This is a genomic window from Nocardia anocheti, assembly GCF_029675105.1.
Lineage (GTDB): Bacteria > Actinomycetota > Actinomycetes > Mycobacteriales > Mycobacteriaceae > Nocardia.
Map to the genome: position 1 here is coordinate 118,951 of NZ_JAQQFV010000003.1, position 16,627 is coordinate 135,577.

The following is a 16,627-nucleotide window of genomic DNA, read 5'->3' on the forward strand; positions in this document are numbered from 1 at the left end:
TCGGCACGGGGTGCCCGCGGACTTGGTGAGTGTGGTCGGCGCCGAGTCTACGACCACGCGCGGCGCGGGCCGGTGCGCCGCGTGGACCGTCACGGCGGCGAGGCGAGCGCGCGGGCCGCGGTGTGTAGGGCGCGGCGGGCGGCGTGGATGGCGGGGTGGGTGGCGGTGCCGTTGCGGTAGGCGAGGTGGGTGCGGCGGCGGGTCGGGAGGGGGGTGAGGGCGACGTCGACGGGGTGGGCGGGGAGGGCCATGCCGGGGACGATGGCGGTGCCAGCGCCCGCGGCGACCAAGGCCAGGACGGTGTCGAAGTTGTCGGCGTGATGACGGACGCGCGGGGTGAAACCGGCGGCCTGGCAGACGCGCAGGGTCATGGTGTGGCACAGGGTGCCCGCGGTGCCCGCGATCCAGGGTGCGGTGCGCTGGGCGCGCAGGGGATCGGCGGTCGACACCGGGTGCGGAGTGGCCAGGTGGACGGTGTCGGTGTGCAGCGGTTCGGTCTGCAGGGCGGGGCCGGGATCGGCGGGGACGACGTCGTAGTCGTGGGTCAGGGCGATGTCGAGGGTGCCCGCGCGCAGGGCGTCGGGCGCGTCGGCGGGATCGATCTCGGTGACGGTGAGCTCGAGGTGCGGATGCTCGGTGCTCAGGGCGACCAGCGCGGGGGAGAGCAGGCCGCGGGCCGCGGTGGGGAAGGCGCCGATACGCAGCGTGCCGACGAGATCGGCACGGGCACCGGCCAATTCGGCGTCGGCGTGTTCGAGCGCGGCCAGGATCGTCTCGGTGTGGCCGACCAGCAGGTGCGCCGCGGGGGTGAGCACCACCCGGCGGCCGGAGCGCTCGAGCAGCGGGACCCCGGCCTCGCGTTCCAGCGCGGTGAGCTGTTGCGAGACCGCGGACGGGGTGTAGCTGAGCGCGTCGGCGACCGCGGCGATGGTGCCGCGATGGGCGAGTTCGCGCAGCAGACGCAGCTTGCGGACATCGAGCATCAGTTCAGCTTAGGTGTTCCGTCAAGAACATGAACTGGACCTGATGTATTGCGGCGCCGAGCATGGAGGCATGACTTCACCGCACGGGCTGTTCGTCCCGCTGATCACCCCCTTCACCGCCGACGGCGCCCTGGCCGTCGACGCGCTGACCCGCCACGCCCACCGCGTCCTGGACGCGGGCGCCACCGGCCTGGTCGCCCTCGGCACCACCGCCGAGCCGGGCGCCCTCACCCCGGACGAGCGCGCCCGGGTCCTCGACATCTGCGCCACTGTGAGCGCCGAACGCGGCACCCCACTGATCGTCTGCGTGGGCGGCACCGCGACCGCCGCGGCGATCGACGCGATCACCGCGCTGCCCGTCGACCCGGCCGCGGTGCTCTCGGTGGTGCCCTATTACGTGCGCCCAAGTGAAGAGGGGGTGATCGCGCACTTCGCCGCGCTCGCCGCGCACAGCCCCGTTCCCGTGCTCGTCTACGACGTCCCCTATCGCACCGCGCGCCCGCTCACCGGCGACACCCTGGTGCGCCTGGCGGCGATCCCGAACATCGCCGGGTTCAAGCACAGTGTCGGCGGCATCGACGCGGCCACCGTGGAACTGATGGCCCGCGCGGGTTCTGCGACGACGGTGCTGGCCGGAGACGACCGCTTCGCCTCGGCCCTGCTCGGCCTCGGCGCCCACGGCGGAATCCTGGCCGCCGCCAATGTCGCCCCCGCGGCCTACGCCGACCTCGTCGCCGCCTGGCACGCCGGTGATCTCCACCGGGCCCGCGCGCTGGGCCACGGCCTCGACGCGCTCGGGGCCGCGCTGTTCGCCGAACCCAACCCGACGGTGATCAAAGGCGTGCTCGCCGCGCAGGGGCACATTCCCAGCCCGGCGGTGCGGTTGCCGCTGCTGCCCGCCTCCGAACCGGCCACCGCCGCGGCCCTCGCCGCGGCGGACACGCTGTCGAGCGACGACACGGCCGCGCGATCCACGCTGGTCGGCCCACTGTCCGATCACGAACATTAACTTTCACTGGTCATCCGCGCCGAAAGGTGCCAGGCTCAAGCGGTGACGAAACCTCCGGATATCGGCGCCGCCGATCCCACAACCGACAAACTGGACGCCGCCGTCCTCAAGGTGGCGGGCGTGGTCGTCCTCGGCGCGGTGATGTCGATCCTCGACATCACCGTGGTCACCGTGGCGATCCCGACCTTCATGGCGGATTTCGACGCCTCCGTCGAGGTCGTCGCCTGGACGATGACCGGCTACACCCTGGCCCTGGCCTCGGTGATCCCGATGACCGGCTGGGCCGCCGACCGCTTCGGCACCAAACGCCTGTACATGGCCGCGCTGACCTTCTTCATCCTCGGCTCGGTGCTGTGTTCGATGGCGTGGAGCATCGAGTCGCTGGTGGCCTTCCGCGTCATCCAGGGCATCGGCGGCGGCATGCTGATGCCGCTGGGCATGACGATCATGACCCACGCCGCGGGCCCGCAGCGGATCGGTCGGGTGATGGCCGTGCTCGGCGTGCCCATGCTGCTCGGTCCGATCTGCGGCCCCATCCTGGGCGGCTGGCTGATCGACTCGTTCAGCTGGCACTGGATCTTCCTGATCAACCTGCCGCTGGGCCTGCTCGCGCTGGTGCTGGCGTTCGTGGTGTTCCCCGCCGACAAGCCCAAGCCCTCGGAATCGTTCGACTTCATCGGCATGCTGCTGGCCTCGCCGGGCCTGGCGCTGTTCCTGTTCGGTGTGTCCTCCATCCCGGAGAAGGGCACCGTGCTCGCGGGCCGGGTGCTGATCCCGGCGATCGTCGGCGCGATCCTGCTGGTGGCGTTCGTGTTCCACGCGCTGCGCACCGAACATCCGCTCATCGACCTGCGGCTGTTCCGCAATCCGTCGCTGCGCTTCTCGGTGCTGACCATGTCGCTGTTCGCCACCGCGTTCTTCGGCGCGGGCTTCCTGCTGCCCAACTACCTGCAGCAGGTGCGCGGCGAGACCGCCTTCGACTCGGGTCTGCTGATGGCACCGCAGGGCATCGGCGCCATGCTCACCATGCCGGTCGCGGGCTTCCTGGTCGACAAGATCGGCCCGGGCAAGATCGTCATGTTCGGCATCACCTTCATCACCATCGGCCTGGCCGGGTTCACCCAGCTGGGCGCGGACACCTCGTACCTGATGATCGGCGGCGCGCTGTTCGTGATGGGTCTGGGCATGGGCTGCACCATGATGCCGGTGATGACCGCCGCGATCCAGACGCTGACCCACGCGCAGGTGGCCCGCGGCTCGACGCTGATGAACATCATCAACCAGACCGCCGCCTCGATCGGCACCGCGACCATGTCGGTGGTGCTGGCCTCCCAGCTCAACAATCACGCCGAGGCCGGGATCGGGATCGCGGCCACCGCGAATCCCGAACTCGCGTCGCAGTTCCCGGCGGCGGTGATCGAACAGGGCAGGCAGCTGGCCGCGGAGGCGTTCAGCAACACCTACTGGGTGACGGTGATCCTCGCGGCCCTGACCCTGATCCCGGCGTTCTTCCTGCCCCGCACCAAACCGAAGGCCCCGGTCGACCCCGAGGCCGCGATGATGGTCTGACCCCGGACACAGTGAAAGCCCGGGCCGAACACCACGTTCGGCCCGGGCTTCGTCGTTGCGGGGCTCAGCCGTAGAGCTCGACGAAGGCTTCCAGCGACCGCTCGATATCGCCGCGCAGCGCCTTGGCGACCGCCGAGCCGATCGGGCCGAACAGCGGCGCGCCGCCCAGGTCGATGTCGACCTTGACCTTGGAGCCGGTGCCGTGCGGTTCCACGACCATGCCGAGACCGAACTTGGTGCCGCCGATCCCCGCGCCACGCAACTGCAGACGCCGCGGCGGTTCGGCGGTGCGCACGGTCCAGGTGACCTTGTTGCGGAAGCCCTTGACGCGCGCGATGCCCACGAGCACGGTGCCCTCGGTGAGCTCGTCGGGCAGCGTGCCGCGCCACGCTTCGTGAATGGTCAGCCAGTCGCCCAGGTGGGGCAGATCGGCGGCATGGGCCCACGCCTCGTCCGGCGGGACGGGGACATCGACGGAGAGTTGGAGTTTCGCCACGCCCGGATGGTATCCGGTACCCGAGGTTCCGTTTCCGGCGGCTCGAGGCATAGCAAACCAGAATAGATCAACTGCCCAATACCACGGGCGGCTTTCGGTCGGAAATCTGATGGTGGACAGGACGATCCGGCCTCGGGAACGATCATGGTGCTGCTAGGGTGTGCGGGTCGCTGGAACCGGAGCGTGTGTATCGGGTAACCCGAAACGCCGCGCGGGTCGGCGAATGCCTCCCGGGCCGGCCGGTGAGGGCCCACCGACCAGGGTGCCCAGTGGTCGACGACGACGAAAGATCTGATGAACTCAGGAATCGCGGTGCTGTTACTGATCATCGGGGCTCCGCTGTTACTGCTCGCGATGGGTGTCGCCGTGCTGGCGATGCGCAACGAGCGCCAGCAACGGCTGCGCACCGATGCCGCTGTCCGGGAGCGGCTCGCCATCGAGGAGGCGCTGCTGCGGCTGGCGCAGACCACGTTGCCCGCCATCACGGACTCCGTGCGCAGACACGAGATTCCGCAGGTCGGCGTCGAGATGCCCGCCGAACTGGCGGAGACGCAGGCCGGGCAGGCGCTGCAGTGGATCGCCACCGGGCACGCCGAGGACCTGCGCGCCGTCGCCGAGGACACCAGGGCGATGGTCGAGCGCTACAGCGAACAGCGCCGCACCGCCGAGGTGCAGGCCGCCCACGAGCAGGCGGGCAACGAACTGTCGGCGGCCTCGCGCGCGGCGACCAGCGCCGCGGTGCGCTCCTTCGGCACCTCGGTGGTGAGCCTGGGCACCGACCTCGGCCAGGTGGTGAGCACCGCGCTGCGTGAGCACCGCGACGACGCGATCTACGAGACGCTGACCCGCATCGACCACACCGTGCAGCAGATGATCCGCCAGGCGCAGTCCTATGTGATCGTCTCCGGTGGTCTGCCCGGGCGCCGGTGGCCGCAGCAGTCGCTCACCGACGTCGTCGGCGGCGCGACCGGCCGCGTCCGCGAATTCCTGCGGGTGCGTTCAGGTCAGTCCGACCGCGTGGTGATCTCGCGTGCGGTGGAACCGCTGGTGCACACCCTGGCCACCCTGCTCGACAACGCGCTGCGGTACTCGCCGCCGTCGTCGTTCGTCGAGGTCGGGTTCCAGGAGGGCCACCACGGCGTCACCGTGATCATCGACGACGCGGGCATGCGGATGAGTCCCGAGCAGCTCGAGGACGCCCGCCAGGTGCTCAGCGGCGAACGTCCCGTCGACATCCACGATCTGGGCCCCGCGCCCAAGGTCGGTTTCCCCGGTATCGCCGCGCTGGCGCGTCGCTACGGCTTCTCCGTGCACGTCGACGGACCCAATATCTTCGGCGGCATGCGGGCCATGGTGTATGTGCCCGCCGCGCTGCTGGTCTCGGGCGCGGCCCCGCGCCTGCCCGAACCGGAACTCACCGCGCCCGCGCACGTCCCGGTGCCGGTGCCCGACCTCGTCGAGCCCGAACGCGGCGCCGAGGTCCACGAGATCACCAGCGGCGGGCTGCCCAAGCGCCGTCGCAGGCCGGTGGCCCCGGATTCGGCGGGGGCCGCCACCGAAGAAGCGGGGCAGGCTCGCCCCGAACTCGCCGCTGCCTGGCACAGCGGTTCCCGCAGCGGTCGCGCCGCTGCGGCCGAGCGAACCACGGAAGGAACAGCCGATGAGCACACCGGTGGCCGATAGCACGAACCGATTGGCGTGGCTGCTCGGGGATCTGGAGATCCCCGGCGTCCGCTTCGCGGTGCTGCTGTCCGAGGACGGACTGCGCATCGCCCACTCCCGTGGTGTGGCCAAGGACGACGCCGAGCGCTTCGCCGCGGCCGCCTCGGGCCTGCGTTCGCTCGGCAAGGCGCTCGGGGAGTTCTGCGGTGGCTCGCAGAACGCGGTGCGACAGAACATGACCGAGTACGACGAGGGCATGATCATGATCACCGCCGCCGGGACGGGCGCGCTCCTAGGCGTGGCGACCACCCTCGACGTCGACGTCGCGCTGGTCGCCCACCGGATGAACGAGCTGGCCTCGCGGGTCGGCCACGAGATCGGCAGCGCACCCCGACACGGTGGCAGGTAATGACCCGCGGCAGGCGTGATCCCGACCTGGTCCGGTCCTATGTGCGGGCCGGTGGACGGGTGAAGGCGGCGCGCGAACTGGACCTGGTGACCCTGATCCGCGCGGTCGCCGACCCGCGGCCGGACCACCGGCCCGACCAGCGCCGGGTGCTGACACTGTTGAGCCGCCGTGGCGCGCTCTCCATCGCCGAACTGTCGGCCTATCTCGATCTGCCCGCCTCGGTGGTGAAGATCCTCGTGTCCGATCTGCTCGACAGCGGACACCTGCAGTGCCCCACTCCGGCCGAGGTGAAGCCGGAACTAGCGTTGATCAAGGAGGTGCTGCATGGGCTCCGTGCCCTCGCGGGCTGAGGTCGATTACGTCGCGGATACCGTGACGCGCTCGGTGAAGATCCTGGTGGCAGGCAATTTCGGGGTCGGCAAGACCACCTTCGTCGGGACCGTGTCCGAGATCAAGCCGCTGCGTACCGAGGAGACCATCACCGAGGCCAGCATCGGTGTCGACGACATGGCCGGGCTCGGCACCAAGGTGCAGACCACGGTCGCGCTCGACTTCGGCAGGCTCACTCTGAATCCGCAACTGGCCCTGTACCTGTTCGGCACGCCGGGCCAGGAACGCTTCGCCCCGCTGTGGGAGGAACTGGCCCGGGGCGCGCTGGGTGCGCTGGTCCTGGTCGACACCCGACGGATCGAGAAGGCCGACGACGTGCTCTCCGCGCTCGAGCAGCGCGGGGTGCCCTACGCGGTGGCCGTCAACGAGTTCGAGGGTTTCCGTCGCTATCCGCTCGAGGAGATCCGCGAGGCGCTGGACCTGGCACCGGAGACCCCGGTGGTCGCCGTCGACGCGCGTCGTCGCGATCACGGCCTGCGCGCGCTGATCACGCTGGCGGAGTTCCTGTTCCGCAGGCAGGAAGTGGCGGCGTCGTGACCCTGGATCTCTCGCTCGACGAGCGCGTGCCCATGTACGCGCCCGAGTTCGCCGCCGATCCGCAGGCCGCCTATCGGGAGATGCGCCGCCGGTTCGGTTCGGTGGTGCCGGTGGAGCTCTCGCCCGGTATCCGGGCGACGCTGGTCATCGGCTATCACACCGCCGTGCGCATCCTCAACGATCCCGAGCACTTCCCGGCCGACCCGCGGATGTGGCAACGCGACATCCCGCAGGACTGCCCGGTGCTGCCCATGTTGCAGTTCCGGCCCGCCGCGCTGCGCACCACCGGCGCCGAGCACGCCCGCTACCGGCAGGCCAATGTCGCCGGGATCGCCGGGGTCGACCTGTACGCGATGCACACCACCATCGAGCAGTTCGCCATCCCGCTGATCAACAGCTTCTGCGCCACCGGTTCGGCGGATCTGCTGAGCCAGTACGCGTTCCCGCTGGTGTTCCAGGCGCTGAACTCGATGCTCGGGTGCACGCCGGAGATCGGCCAGCAGGTGGCTACCGGCATGGCCCAGATCTTCGAGGGCGACGACGCGGAGGCGGGCAACAACCTGCTGGCCAGTGCCCTGTCGGACCTGGTCTCGCTGCGTCAGCGCGAGCCCGGTGACGATGTCGCCACCCGCCTGCTGCATCACCCCGCCGCGCTCACCGACGAGGAGATGGTGCACCAGCTGCTGGTGCTCTACGGCGCGGGCATCGAGCCCATGCTCAACCTGGTGGTCAACACGCTGCGGTTGATGCTCACCGACGACCGCTTCGCCGGTGACGTCCTCGGCGGCAGCCTCTCCACCCGCGACGCCCTCGACGAGGTGCTCTTCACCGACCCGCCGCTGGCCAATTTCTGCATGACCTACCCGCGCCAGCCCATCCTGATCGACGAGATGTGGCTGCCCGCCAACGAACCCGTCGTGATCTCCATGTCGGCCTGCAACAACGATCCGGCCATCGCGGGCCGCGACGTGGTCGACAACCGGGCCCACCTGGCCTGGAGCGCGGGCCCACACGGCTGCCCCGCCAAATCGGTGGCCTACCTGATCGTGCAGGACGCGATCGACCAGCTACTCGACGCGCTCCCCGAACTGCGCCTGGCAGTGTCCGCCGAGGAACTGGTGTGGCGCCCCGGCCCATTCCACCGCTCCCTGGCCGCGCTGCCGGTGGAGTTCCCGAAGACGCCACCGCTGCCGATGCCCTGACCCGTCAACGCGGACGCAGCGCCGGTCCGACGAACCGTCCGACCAGCGCGCGTTCGGCGGCGGGGTCGGGCAGCGGCCAGATGAGTAGCGAGAGCACCACGCGCACGATCCAGCCCGCGGCCGCGTCGTCGGGAGCAATTCGGGTCAGCGTGGTCGCGAGCTGCCCGAGTTCGGGTGCGGAGGCGAGCATTCCGTCGGTGCCGGGGGAGCGGTGCCGGGTCAGCCACTGGTGCAGCACCGGGTCGGTCCGCAGGGCGGCGACGGCGGCCAGGATGGCCTCGACCGGCCTGCGCGGCGCGGGCACCCCGTCGACGGCCTTGTCGATGCGGGCGACGACCGCACCCGACGCCCGCAGCATGACCGCACGGACGAGTTGCGGTTTGCCGCCGACGTGGCGGTAGAGCGTGGCCCGCGAGCAGCCCGCGGCCGCGGCGATGTCCTCGGCGGTGACGCTGTCGATGCTGTTCGAGGAACAGCGCCAGCGCGTTCGACCTGTTCGATCCGCTGTCCTCGACGACCCCGTCCCGCTGTACCGCGCCCTGCGCGCGCACGCACCGGTCCATCGGGTACCGGGCACGGACTTCTTCCTCGTCGCCTCCTGGGACGCGGTCACCGAGGCCGCCGCCCGCACCGCGGAGTTCTCCTCGCACCTGACCGGGGTGCTCGTCGCGAATCCCGGTGCCGCCCCGGCGACGTTCGATCTCGACGCCGCGGGCGGGGCCGTCCACGTCCTCGCTACCGCCGACGGCGCCACCCACGCCGCCCATCGCGGCCTCGTCGGCCCGGCCCTGGCCAAACGCGTGCGCGCGCTGGGTCCGGTCGTCACCGCGCTCACCGAGCGGATCTGGAGCGAGGAACTCGACGGCGATCGGATCGACTGGGCCACCGGCATGGCCGATCGGCTTCCCCTCGCCGTGATCGCCGAACTCGTGGGGTTCCCCGCCACGGACGTGCCCCGACTGCTCACCTGGGCCTACGACTCCACCGAAATGCTGGGCGGCGTGATCGCCGAGGGGCGGATGGCCGCGCTGGTCACCTCCGCCGCCGAACTCGCCCACTACGCCTACCTTGCCCTGCGGGGGGCGAAAGAGCGTGCGGCGGAACCGGAGACATTGCTCGCGGTTCTCGTAGCGGCGGTGGCGGACGGGCGCATCGACGAGCAGCAGGCGGTGCTCATCCTGGTCCAGCTGGTCGGCGCGGGCGGCGAATCTACCGCGGGGCTGATCGCCACCGCCGCGCGCCTGCTGGCCACCGCCCCCGCGCTCCAGGCCACACTGCGTGAGCGACCGGAGCTGATCCCGGCCTTCCTCGACGAGGCGCTGCGCCTGGAATCGCCGTTCCGTGGACATCACCGGCATGTCGTGGCCGACACCCGCCTCGGCGGTGTCGACCTGCCCGAGGGCAGTCACCTGCTCCTGCTGTGGGGCGCGGCCAACCGCGATCCCGCCCGCTATCCCGAACCCGACGCCGTGGACCTCGCGCGCCCGCGCGGACGATCCCACACCGCCTTCGGGTCCGGCGCGCACTTCTGCGTCGGCTCGACGCTGGCCCGCCTGGAGGCCACCGCCGCGATCACCCTGCTACTCGAGCGCACCGCGCACATCACCCTGCGCGCCGACGCCCCGCCGCGCTGGGTCCCGAGCCTGTTCGTCCGGCGCCACGCGAGCCTGCCACTGCTGGTCACACCACGCTGACCCGTGACGGCGAGCGCCCCGAATTCGGTGGGGGTCGCGCAAGTTCGCCGAGCTGGTTCGTCGGCGTCATCCGGCATCGCGAAAAGTGCTCTTGTTGCGAACTGTTCGTCCTATCCGCAACCTCCGGCAAATATCGGAAACGCCCGGAACAGCGGAATTAACCGGAGGATTGCGGCGGGTGGATACCGGTTGGTTCGGCGCGTGGTGATTCGCCGGATTCGCACGATGTGGGTGTGGCGCAGAAATACCGGCTGGTAACGGTATTTCGAGGCGAAAGCGACCCTTGACGGTTGATCTTCACCGTCCTACTGTCCCACTCGCTCGAAATGTTTCCGGACGGCACCCGGGGCCCCTGCCGTCCCCCGTATGCGTTTCCAAGGAGTATTCACGTGAGAAGTCGATTTCTGTTCCTCGCCGGTGCGATGGTGGTGGCGCCCCTCGCGACGCTGCTCGTCCCCGTCGGAAGTGCCCAGGCCCACGGCTGGGTCACCGGCCCGGCCAGCAGGCAGGAACAGTGCGCCCGCGGGCTCGTGTCCTGCGGTGCGGTGAAATACGAGCCCCAGAGTGTGGAGGGTCCGAAGGGGCTCACCACGTGTAGCGCGAACAAGTATCCCGAACTCGATGACGACACCCTCGGCTGGATACCACAGAAAGTCTCCGGCACCACGACTTTCACGTGGAAGAACACGGCCAATCACCGCACCCTGAATTGGGAATACTTCCTCGGGAACACGCGGATCGCGGTATTCGACGGACGCAACGAGCAGCCGCCGATGGAAGTCACCCACACCATCGACCTCTCGCGGTATTCCGGGCGTCAGAAATTGCGTGCGGTCTGGAACATCGGCGACACCGCCGCCGCGTTCTACAGCTGCGTCGACCTCGAGATCGGTGGCGGCGCCAGCACCCCGACCACCACCCCCAAACCGACGACCACCGCCCCGCCGACCACCACGAAGCCCCCCGCCACCACCACGAAACCGCCCACGACCACCACGCCGCCGGTCACCACCACACCCGGTGGCGGCCACCACCACCCGACGACCACCACGCCCGCCAACTCCTCGTGGCGCCAAGGCGCCACCTACGCCGTCGGCGACAAGGTCACCTATCAGGGCGTCACCTACACCTGCAGGCAGGCACACACGGTGCACGACCCCAACTGGACGCCCCCGAATACCCCGGCCCTGTGGTCGCGGGCATGAATCGCGTGTGTTCTCCCACCATGGACGCGCCGATGGGGTGAGGATTGGGGCCGACTCGAAGGGACGTGAGAGATGAGTGACAGGAAGTTCGCTTTCGGCATCGCGGCCACCGGCGCGGCGGTGCTGGCGATGACGATCGGTGCGCCCGGCGCCTCGGCCGGTGTTTCGCAATTGACCGTCAAACCGAATATCAGTGTCGGGTCGTCGACCAATTACGGCACCGGGTGCACCTATCAATTGCTGGCCCGGCTCAGTATCGGGATCGTCCCCGTGTCCTTCTACGACAACGGCGCGCTGCTGGCCGTGGTCGCCCCCACCGATGGTGTCGCCATGTACAACTGGGTGCCCGCCGATCAGGGAATCCACACGCTGACCGCCTATCAGGACGGTATCGGCAGCAGCGCCACGGTGTCGGTGGGTCGCGGCTACCACTTCGGCGAGAACTGCGTGGTCACCGGCGGCTGACCCGCGCACACGCCACCGGCCCGGTCCATCAGGACCGGGCCGGTGCTGCCGTTCCCCGACCGCTACTTCTTGGCGTCGGCCTTCTTCTTGCTCGCCTTCTTGGTCGGCTTCTTCGGGTCCGACCCGTTGCTGTCGGCCTTACCAGCGGATTCCGCGGCCGTGACGACCAGATCGTCACCCTCCACCGCCACCCGCACGGTCGCCCCCGGTTCCAGCCCACCGTCGAGCAGCAATCGCGAGATCCGGTTGTCGAGTTCCTTCTGGACCGTGCGACGCAGCGGCCGCGCGCCGAACTCGGGCTGGAACCCGCGCTCGCCCAACCAGTCCACCGCGGGCTCGCTGATCTCGAGCTCGATGTCCTGGGCGGCGAGCATGCGCCGGGTCTTGTCCAGGATCAGGTTGACGATCCGTTCCAGCTGCGACTTGTCGAGCCGATGGAACACCACCGTCTCGTCGATGCGATTGAGGAATTCCGGCCGGAAATGCTGCTGCAGCCGTTCCATCAGCTGCGGCGTGATCGCGTCCAGATCCCCTTCGGGTGCCTTGAGAATGAGATCCGAGCCGATATTGGAGGTCATGATCACGATGGTGTTCTTGAAATCGACGGTGCGGCCCTTGGAATCGGTGACCCGGCCGTCGTCGAGCAGTTGCAGCAGCACATTGAACACATCCGGATGCGCCTTCTCGACCTCGTCGAACAGGATCACCGAATACGGTTGCCTGCGCACCTTGTCGGTGAGTTGCGCGGCATCGTCGTAGCCGACATATCCGGGTGGCGCGCCGACCAGGCGCGAGACCGTGTGCTTCTCCTGGAACTCGCTCATGTCGAACCGGATCAGTCGGTCCTCGTCACCGAACACCGCCTCGGCCAGTGCCTTGGCCAGCTCGGTCTTGCCGACACCGGTGGGCCCGAGGAACAGGAACGAGCCGATCGGCCGGTTCGGGTCCTTGAGCCCGGCCCTGGCCCGGCGCACCGCCTCGGCCACCGCCACGATCGCCTCGTCCTGACCGATCACCCGCTTGTGCAGCACGTCCTCGAGCTCGAGCAGCCGCTGCTTCTCCTCGGCGGTGAGATCGGCGACCGGGATGCCGGTCTGACGCGAGATCACCTCGGCGATATCGACCACGTCGACCACCGGATCGGTCGAGGTGAGCCCCGATTCCTCGAGTTCGTCCTCCGCCGTGGCGATCTCGGCCTTGATGGCGGTGGCGCGCTCGTAGTCCTCGTTGTCGACCGCGGCGTCCTTCTCCCGGTAGAGCCGGGCGATGTGCTCGTCGCGGGCCTTCACTTCCGGATCGGGGGTGCCCGAACGCAACCGGACCCGCGCGCCCGCCTGATCGATCAGATCGATCGCCTTGTCCGGCATGAACCGGTCGGTGATGTAGCGATCCGAGAGCTGCGCCGCCGCGACCAGCGACTCGTCGGAGTAGCGCACCTGGTGGTGCTCCTCGTAGACATCCGAGAGCCCGCGCAGGATCTCCACGGTGTCGTCCACCGAGGGCTCCGACACCATCACCGGCTGGAACCGCCGCTCGAGTGCCGCGTCCTTCTCGATGTATTTGCGGTACTCGTCGATGGTCGTCGCGCCGACGACATGCAACTCGCCGCGCGCCAAGGCGGGCTTGAGCAGATTGCCCGCGTCCATCGACCCCTCGCCGCCGCCCCCGGCACCGACGATCGTGTGCAGCTCATCGATGAACACGATCAGCTCGTCCTTGTGCGCGCGCACCTCGTCGAGGATCTTGGTCAGCCGCTCCTCGAACTCGCCGCGATACTTGCTGCCCGCCACCAGCGTGCCCACATCGAGCGCGATCACCCGGCGGTCGGTGAGCGTGGAGGGCACGTCGTTGTTGACGATCCGCTGCGCCAGCCCCTCCACGATGGCGGTCTTGCCGACACCGGGATCACCGATCAGCACCGGATTGTTCTTGCGCCTACGCGAGAGGATCTCGATGGTCTGCTCGATCTCCTCGGCCCGCCCGACCACCGGGTCGACCATGCCCTCGCGCGCCTCGGCGGTGAGATCGCGGCCGTATTCGTCCAGCGTGGGCGTCTCGGACTTGTCCTTCTTGCGGGCGGTGGTGCCCGCACCCGGGGCCGGGGACGCGCCCGAGGACCCGCTCTGGCTGGCGGCCAGACCCGCCACCAGCGCCTGGGCGGCGACGCTGTCGGGCAGGGAGGCGATGCCGAGCAGAATGTGCTCGGGGCCGATGTAGCTGCTGCCGGACTGGGCCGCCTGGCGCTGGGCCGCGCGCAGGGCGAGCTTGGTGGCGGGGGACAGGGTGATGTCGGCCAGATCGCTGTCGCTGGGCGAGCCGGTGTCGAGGTAGTCCTGCATCTGCCCGGCGACCTGATCGGGATCGAGACTGAGTTCGGCGACGATGCTGCGGCCCGGTTCGGACTCGGTGGCCGCGTAGAGCAGGTGCTCGGGGGTGATCTCGGCATTGCCCCACTCCTGGGCGGCCTCGCGCGCCGAGGCGACGAGCAACTTGGCGTTGTCGGTCATCAATCTGCCGAGATCGATGCGCTGTACAGGCGGTTTCGAGGACATGCCGGATCCGAAGAACCGCTGGAAGATGTCATCGAAGGAGTCCATCGAACTCGGCCAGCTCGCAGTCATTCCCTACCTCTTCGCTCGTCGGGCCGCGCGCGGCGGCCGCTTCTGCAGATCGGGTCGGTGCTCCCAGCAATCTTTCGGCATCCGTGCACGCGGTGCAAGCGGTTGGACAGTTTCACATCTGCAACGTCGTGAGGTGTGGCGCGCAAACCAAACTCCGGCGAAATCGGTCCGAAACCACCGGTTTTGTCTGATTCTTGATCGCGGAGCGGCACGGACGGGTAGCGTGACGACCCGCGCGGACGGTATCGACCGCCGCGCCCATTTTTGCCCGCCGACCGCGCTGGTCGAACAGGCCGACGGGAAGAAGAGCACGGAGTTTGGTCACCGACGTCATCGATGTCACCGCGGATTTCACCATCGCGCGACAGGCATTGTGGGATGTACTGCTGGATCCGCAGAGCTATCCGCGGATGTTCACCGGAATCGGCAGCTGCGAACGAGTGGAGCGCCCCGACGGGGCGGTGGTCTGGCAGGTCCGCGTGGGTTCGGCGGACGCGGGCATCCAGACCCACGAGTTCGTTCTCGAGATCGGCCGCTGGTACGAGAGTTTCGAGTTGCGCAGTCGGCAACTGGGCAGCTTCGCCTCGATCCGGTTGCGCGGCGATCAGCAGCGCACCCGCCTCGACATCACGCTGTTCGCCGCCGCCCGGGTGCATCCGGCGTTGGACCAGCGCAACAATTCGGCGGTCACCGACTGGGTGCGGGCCGGTCTGCGTCGCACCGCCGACGTGATCGCGGGGACCAGATCCTCCGTCGTGGTCAATGCCGAGCGTTCGGTGTTGCGCCGCAACGCGGGCGTGGCGCGCAGCATCGCCGCCACCGGGCTGATGCGGCCCGAACCGATGTCGATCGTGCGGCAGCTGCGCTCGCTGTCGAAGTGGGGCTTCAACCTGGCGGGCGGCTACGCGGCGGGCGCCGCGCACGCCCCCGACCGGCTCGCCCTCATCGATCCGCACGGGCAGCGCACCTTCGGCGAGGTCGACGCCCGATCCACCGCGCTGGCCGGGGCGATGCACGCGCTGGGCCTGCGCGCCGGTGACGCGATCGGCCTGCTGGCCCGCAATCACGCGGGCATGGTCGAGACCATGGTCGCCGCGGGCAAACTCGGCGTCGATGTGGCCCTGCTCAATGCCGGGCTCTCGGGCAGGCGGATCGAGGAGATCGTCCAACGGCACCGTCTCAACGCGGTCTATGTCGACGGCGAGCTCGAGAAACTGATCCGCTACCTGCACAACGACGTGCCGCGTTTCACCACCGACGACCGGCCACCGAACCGCGAGCGCACCACCATCGAAAGCCTGATCACGCTCGGACACGGCGACTTCCCGGTCCCCGCGCACCCCGGTCGGCTGATCGTGCTCACCTCGGGCACCAGCGGTTCGCCCAAGGGCGCGCGCCGCCCGCACGCCAAGGGCTTCGGCACCATCGCCGCGCTGCTGTCACGGATCCCGCTGCGCGTGGAAGAGGTGATGCTCATTCCCGCGCCGCTGTTCCACACCTGGGGGCTGGCGGGATTGCAGCTGAGCACCGCGCTGCGGGCCACCGTGGTGCTCAGCGACGGGTTCGACGCGGTCGAGTGTCTGCGCGCGGTCGCCGAGCACCAGATCACCACCCTGATCGTCGTCCCGACGATGGTCGAACGGCTGCTCGATGTGCCCGAGTCGGTGCGCGCGGGCCTGGACCTGTCCAGCCTGCGGCACGTGGTCAGCTGTGGCGCGCCGCTGGCCGGGGCGACCGTGCTGCGCTTCCTCGACACCTACGGCGACCTGCTCTACAACGTCTACGGTTCCACCGAGGTGTCCTGGGCGAGCGTGGCCACCCCGGCGGACCTGCGGGTCTCGCCGACCACCGCGGGCAGGCCGCCGCTGGGCACCCGCGTCGCGGTGCTCGGCCCGGATCTGCGGCCCGTGCCGGTGGGCGCCACCGGGCACATCTTCGTCGCCAACCACATGCTCTTCGATGGCTACGTGAACTCCGCGCCACCGGAGGAGGCCGACGGCATGCTCGACACCGGCGATCTGGGCTATCTCGACGCCGCGGGCCGCCTGTTCGTGGCGGGCCGCGACGACGAGATGATCATCTCCGGCGGCGAGAACGTCTTCCCCCGGCCGGTGGAGGAGGCGCTCGCGCACCTGCCGCAGATCACCGAGGTCGCGGTGGTGGGCGTACCGGACCGCGAGTTCGGGCAGCGACTGGCGGCGTTCGTGGTGAAACGCGAAGGAGCGGGCCTGGATTCGGACATGGTGCGCACCTATATCCGCAATCGGCTCAGCCGCTTCTCGGTCCCGCGCGACGTCACGTTCCTCAACGCGCTGCCGCGCGGGGAGACCGGCAAGATCCTCAAGCGGGTGCTGGTGCGCCCGGAATCGGCGCTGAGCGAATAGG

Annotated in this window: 15 protein-coding genes and 1 pseudogene; 11 read left to right on the top strand and 5 right to left on the bottom strand. The window is 69.5% G+C overall.

Annotation, left to right across the window (positions count from 1 at the left end; genetic code table 11):
• Window positions 1-89: 89 nt before the first annotated feature.
• Window positions 90-983, bottom strand: coding sequence for a LysR family transcriptional regulator (locus QC180_RS08130; RefSeq protein ID WP_278262017.1), 894 nt, complete (start codon window positions 981-983; stop codon window positions 90-92).
• A 70-nt stretch (window positions 984-1,053) separates the two neighbouring features.
• On the opposite strand from QC180_RS08130, the gene QC180_RS08135 reads away from it, so the two are divergent.
• The gene (locus QC180_RS08135; protein ID WP_278262018.1) at window positions 1,054-1,992 is read left to right on the top strand and encodes a dihydrodipicolinate synthase family protein; all 939 of its coding nucleotides are present in this window, start codon (window positions 1,054-1,056) and stop codon (window positions 1,990-1,992) included.
• A 42-nt stretch (window positions 1,993-2,034) separates the two neighbouring features.
• The gene (locus QC180_RS08140; protein ID WP_278262019.1) at window positions 2,035-3,561 is read left to right on the top strand and encodes a DHA2 family efflux MFS transporter permease subunit; all 1,527 of its coding nucleotides are present in this window, start codon (window positions 2,035-2,037) and stop codon (window positions 3,559-3,561) included.
• Between the two features lie 64 nt (window positions 3,562-3,625).
• On the opposite strand, the gene QC180_RS08145 is transcribed toward QC180_RS08140, so the two are convergent.
• Entirely contained in the window at window positions 3,626-4,057 is a 432-nt protein-coding gene (locus QC180_RS08145; RefSeq protein WP_278262020.1) for a type II toxin-antitoxin system Rv0910 family toxin, read from the bottom strand.
• 294 nt (window positions 4,058-4,351) lie between these two features.
• On the opposite strand from QC180_RS08145, the gene QC180_RS08150 reads away from it, so the two are divergent.
• The 5 genes from QC180_RS08150 to QC180_RS08170 are packed head-to-tail and all read left to right on the top strand — an operon-like array spanning window position 4,352 to window position 8,257.
• Window positions 4,352-5,740 carry a sensor histidine kinase gene (locus tag QC180_RS08150; protein WP_278262021.1) on the top strand — a complete coding sequence of 463 codons (1,389 nt, stop codon included), beginning with the start codon at window positions 4,352-4,354 and terminating at the stop codon, window positions 5,738-5,740.
• Entirely contained in the window at window positions 5,718-6,128 is a 411-nt protein-coding gene (locus QC180_RS08155) for a roadblock/LC7 domain-containing protein (RefSeq protein ID WP_278262022.1), read from the top strand. The genes QC180_RS08150 and QC180_RS08155 overlap by 23 nt, the downstream gene beginning before the upstream one ends.
• Window positions 6,128-6,478, top strand: coding sequence for a DUF742 domain-containing protein (locus tag QC180_RS08160; protein WP_278262023.1), 351 nt, complete (start codon window positions 6,128-6,130; stop codon window positions 6,476-6,478). The genes QC180_RS08155 and QC180_RS08160 overlap by 1 nt, the downstream gene beginning before the upstream one ends.
• The gene (locus QC180_RS08165) at window positions 6,453-7,055 is read left to right on the top strand and encodes a GTP-binding protein (RefSeq protein WP_278262024.1); all 603 of its coding nucleotides are present in this window, start codon (window positions 6,453-6,455) and stop codon (window positions 7,053-7,055) included. Before QC180_RS08160 ends, QC180_RS08165 begins: the two co-directional genes overlap by 26 nt.
• Entirely contained in the window at window positions 7,052-8,257 is a 1,206-nt protein-coding gene (locus tag QC180_RS08170; RefSeq protein WP_474646407.1) for a cytochrome P450 family protein, read from the top strand. Before QC180_RS08165 ends, QC180_RS08170 begins: the two co-directional genes overlap by 4 nt.
• 4 nt (window positions 8,258-8,261) lie before the next feature.
• Here the strand turns inward: QC180_RS08170 and QC180_RS08175 are convergent, their stop codons facing one another.
• Both QC180_RS08175 and QC180_RS08180 read right to left on the bottom strand, forming a co-directional pair.
• Window positions 8,262-8,615 (bottom strand): hypothetical protein, encoded by a 354-nt coding sequence (locus tag QC180_RS08175; protein ID WP_278262584.1) that lies wholly within the window; start codon window positions 8,613-8,615, stop codon window positions 8,262-8,264.
• Window positions 8,616-8,663: 48 nt separating this feature from the next.
• Window positions 8,664-8,717 (bottom strand): annotated as a pseudogene (locus tag QC180_RS08180) (hypothetical protein); the annotation flags it as partial.
• Here QC180_RS08180 and QC180_RS08185 point away from each other — a divergent pair.
• The 3 genes from QC180_RS08185 to QC180_RS08195 all read left to right on the top strand — a co-directional run bounded on the left by QC180_RS08185 (window position 8,716) and on the right by QC180_RS08195 (window position 11,621).
• Entirely contained in the window at window positions 8,716-9,951 is a 1,236-nt protein-coding gene (locus QC180_RS08185) for a cytochrome P450 (RefSeq protein ID WP_278262025.1), read from the top strand. The pseudogene QC180_RS08180 and the gene QC180_RS08185 overlap by 2 nt on opposite strands.
• Window positions 9,952-10,340: 389 nt before the next feature.
• Window positions 10,341-11,156 (top strand): carbohydrate-binding protein, encoded by an 816-nt coding sequence (locus tag QC180_RS08190; RefSeq protein WP_278262026.1) that lies wholly within the window; start codon window positions 10,341-10,343, stop codon window positions 11,154-11,156.
• Between the two features lie 72 nt (window positions 11,157-11,228).
• Window positions 11,229-11,621 carry a hypothetical protein gene (locus QC180_RS08195; protein WP_278262027.1) on the top strand — a complete coding sequence of 131 codons (393 nt, stop codon included), beginning with the start codon at window positions 11,229-11,231 and terminating at the stop codon, window positions 11,619-11,621.
• A gap of 62 nt (window positions 11,622-11,683) precedes the next feature.
• Here QC180_RS08195 and QC180_RS08200 read toward each other — a convergent pair whose 3' ends face one another.
• A complete protein-coding gene (locus QC180_RS08200) occupies window positions 11,684-14,242 on the bottom strand; it encodes an ATP-dependent Clp protease ATP-binding subunit (protein WP_278262028.1) in 2,559 nt (852 codons plus the stop codon).
• Window positions 14,243-14,559: 317 nt separating this feature from the next.
• Between QC180_RS08200 and QC180_RS08205 the strand changes: the two genes are divergently transcribed.
• On the top strand, window positions 14,560-16,626 hold the full coding sequence (locus tag QC180_RS08205) for an AMP-binding protein (RefSeq protein ID WP_278262029.1): 2,067 nt from the start codon (window positions 14,560-14,562) through the stop codon (window positions 16,624-16,626).
• The last annotated feature ends 1 nt before the right edge of the window (window position 16,627 follow it).